Here is a 2,199-nt window from a genome sequence, read left to right on the forward strand (position 1 = left end):
AGCGACCATAATCAACGGCACCTTCACCCGCTCCGCAGCCTTGAAGAGAATTTCACGCAAGACGACTGGACAAGCGTCGGCATCAACCCAGATTTTCATTTATCATTCCGTACTGAATTAAAAAAAGGATTGTAACCCAGATGCAGCCCGTCAACAGCTTCCCGCCAATAGAGCCAGCCACTTGTCGACTGCTGATTCTCGGCTCGATGCCGGGCAAGGCATCACTGGCAGCCCAGCAGTATTATGCCCATCCCCGTAATGCCTTCTGGCCAATCATGGGGGAGCTGCTGGGATTTGATCCAAACGCTGACTACAAACAGCGTATCCAGGCGCTGCAGCTGGGTGGTATCGGGTTATGGGATGTGATGCAATCTTGTGTACGACCTTCCAGCCTGGACAGTGATATTCAGGAAGCCAGCATCATCCCCAACAACTTTCCCGGCTGGTTTCAACGGCATCCCAATACCTGTGCGGTTCTTTGTAATGGTGGTAAGGCTTTCCAGAGTTATCATCGCCATGTGTTGCCGCTGCTGGATGAACCCTTCCGGCAGTTACCGCTGCATCAGTTACCATCCACCAGCCCGGCTTATGCCAGCCTCACATTGCAGCAAAAACAACTGGAATGGCATAAAATCATGGCAACACTGTTTAATCAGAATCAGGGAGTCGACCAATGAGTGATCCACGCATCCAGACACTACTGCAAGACTTGCGGCAGGCTAATCCTGATCTTCATGCACTGGTACTGCAACTGCGTGAAAAGGTTTATAACCTTGCACCCGGAGCTTCTGAGCAGGTGAAATACGGCGGTCTGCTGTTCAGTCACCCGGAAGGTAAGGATGAAGCCTTCTGTGGAATTTTTGCCTACACCAACCACTGCTCAGTGGAGTTTGGCCGAGGTGCAGAACTGCCAAATCCGCACCAGCAGTTACAAGGTAAAGGCAAACACCGCCGCCACATCAAACTGAACAGCCTTGATGACATCCAGGCCAGCCACCTGACAGAAACCCTTCAGGCAGCCTGGGCACTGGCAAAGCAGTAATGTATCAAGCCTCCAGGCGATCCAGCTCGTGATCTATCGCTTGGCTGACAAACTCATTCAGGCTTTTCAGTCTGTTCTGATGTACATACTGCATGATACGGGCATGGCGCTCGGGTCCAACACGTACATTAAAAGTCCCCTTGAAGGGCTTTTCCGCAGAGACACCGATCTCCTTGCAATATTGCAGATAATCATCAACGGCCGCTTCAAAAGCTTCTTTCAGCCCTGTAACCGTTTCACCTTCGTAACTGACCAATGCCTTAATGAACTCCAACTTGCCAAATAACAGATTGTCTTCAGTGCTGGCATCAATCGAGCCAAAATATCCCTTGTATTGCATCATTTTCATAACAGTTCACCACTTTTGAGCTTTTCGATGACCTGAAGTCGGGCATAACGCTTTAATTCGCTGAACCTGATACCCCAAACCACACAGAATTGTGACCAGCTCACTCCAGGTCAGAACAGCATTCATATCCAGTAACTTGCGAAGCAGTTTTTCCTGTCGAGTCATCAGTGAGATCCTCTCGCTTTTCTGAAGCTTAACAAGCCATCATGCCGACAGCAACTGGATTCAGTTGCAAAATACGCTCAAAAAGCCCCACCCAGTCGTAACCAGGCTTCCGAGCCGCCCAGCTGTTCATCCAGTCCTTTGGCAAAACCCAATGACAAGGGCAGGCTCATCCAGTAAAACAAGCGGGTTTCCAGTGTTATTTCCAGACCAATACCGCTGTAACCGCCGGATTCCAGCCAGGCATGATCGGTGAACAAGGTAGCGTAAAAGTCATCCAGCCCCAGTGGATTAACCCCCCAGGAGCGCTGAATACGAGCCAGTGGCAAGCGATAATCCAGCGTTACCGCCGCGAATTCCTGCGCCCGGAAGGTATCTGTACCATAACCACGCAGCGGATAACGATCTCGACCAACATAGTTGACATCCTCCCCGCCCTCAAACCTATGGTTTGCCGACTTTAGGCGGAAAGGACGGGGATTCCCTCTACAGGGCGCTCATGCCCGAGCGCGAGAATGTTCTTGGCGGCATTGATGTCGCGGTCGTGCGTGACACCACACGCACTGCAAGCCCATTCTCTTATTCCAAGATCTGCGATACCTCTCGGCCTCTCATCGGGCAATGCGCCACAATTCGAGCAGGTCTG

At 51.3% G+C, this 2,199-nt stretch carries 6 protein-coding genes and 1 pseudogene; 2 read left to right on the forward strand and 5 right to left on the reverse strand.

Annotated features, from left to right (window positions below):
* Positions 1-99, reverse strand: a pseudogene (locus IBX50_RS19945) (YaiI/YqxD family protein); the annotation flags it as partial.
* Positions 100-140: 41 nt separating this feature from the next.
* Here IBX50_RS19945 and IBX50_RS19950 point away from each other — a divergent pair.
* A complete protein-coding gene (locus IBX50_RS19950; RefSeq protein ID WP_292258143.1) occupies positions 141-677 on the forward strand; it encodes a DNA-deoxyinosine glycosylase in 537 nt (178 codons plus the stop codon).
* Positions 674-1,042, forward strand: coding sequence for a DUF1801 domain-containing protein (locus IBX50_RS19955; RefSeq protein WP_292258144.1), 369 nt, complete (start codon positions 674-676; stop codon positions 1,040-1,042). Before IBX50_RS19950 ends, IBX50_RS19955 begins: the two co-directional genes overlap by 4 nt.
* A gap of 4 nt (positions 1,043-1,046) precedes the next feature.
* On the opposite strand, the gene IBX50_RS19960 is transcribed toward IBX50_RS19955, so the two are convergent.
* The 4 genes from IBX50_RS19960 to IBX50_RS20800 form a co-directional block, all read right to left on the reverse strand.
* The gene (locus IBX50_RS19960) at positions 1,047-1,391 is read right to left on the reverse strand and encodes a type II toxin-antitoxin system HicB family antitoxin (protein WP_292258145.1); all 345 of its coding nucleotides are present in this window, start codon (positions 1,389-1,391) and stop codon (positions 1,047-1,049) included.
* 6 nt (positions 1,392-1,397) lie between these two features.
* Positions 1,398-1,556, reverse strand: coding sequence for a hypothetical protein (locus tag IBX50_RS19965; protein ID WP_292258146.1), 159 nt, complete (start codon positions 1,554-1,556; stop codon positions 1,398-1,400).
* A gap of 77 nt (positions 1,557-1,633) precedes the next feature.
* Entirely contained in the window at positions 1,634-1,882 is a 249-nt protein-coding gene (locus tag IBX50_RS19970; protein ID WP_292258147.1) for a hypothetical protein, read from the reverse strand.
* A 131-nt stretch (positions 1,883-2,013) separates the two neighbouring features.
* A partial coding sequence (locus tag IBX50_RS20800; RefSeq protein WP_366930756.1) for a zinc ribbon domain-containing protein occupies positions 2,014-2,199 on the reverse strand: 186 nt, incomplete at its 5' end.

It is taken from the genome of Marinospirillum sp., from assembly GCF_014859565.1.

Coding starts and splice junctions, on each gene's coding strand:
- IBX50_RS19950 (WP_292258143.1), top strand. CDS start 141: ATGCAGCCCGTCAACAGCTTCCCGCCAATAGAGCCAGCCACTTGTCGA.
- IBX50_RS19965 (WP_292258146.1), bottom strand. CDS start 1,556: ATGACTCGACAGGAAAAACTGCTTCGCAAGTTACTGGATATGAATGCT.
- IBX50_RS19955 (WP_292258144.1), top strand. CDS start 674: ATGAGTGATCCACGCATCCAGACACTACTGCAAGACTTGCGGCAGGCT.
- IBX50_RS19960 (WP_292258145.1), bottom strand. CDS start 1,391: ATGAAAATGATGCAATACAAGGGATATTTTGGCTCGATTGATGCCAGC.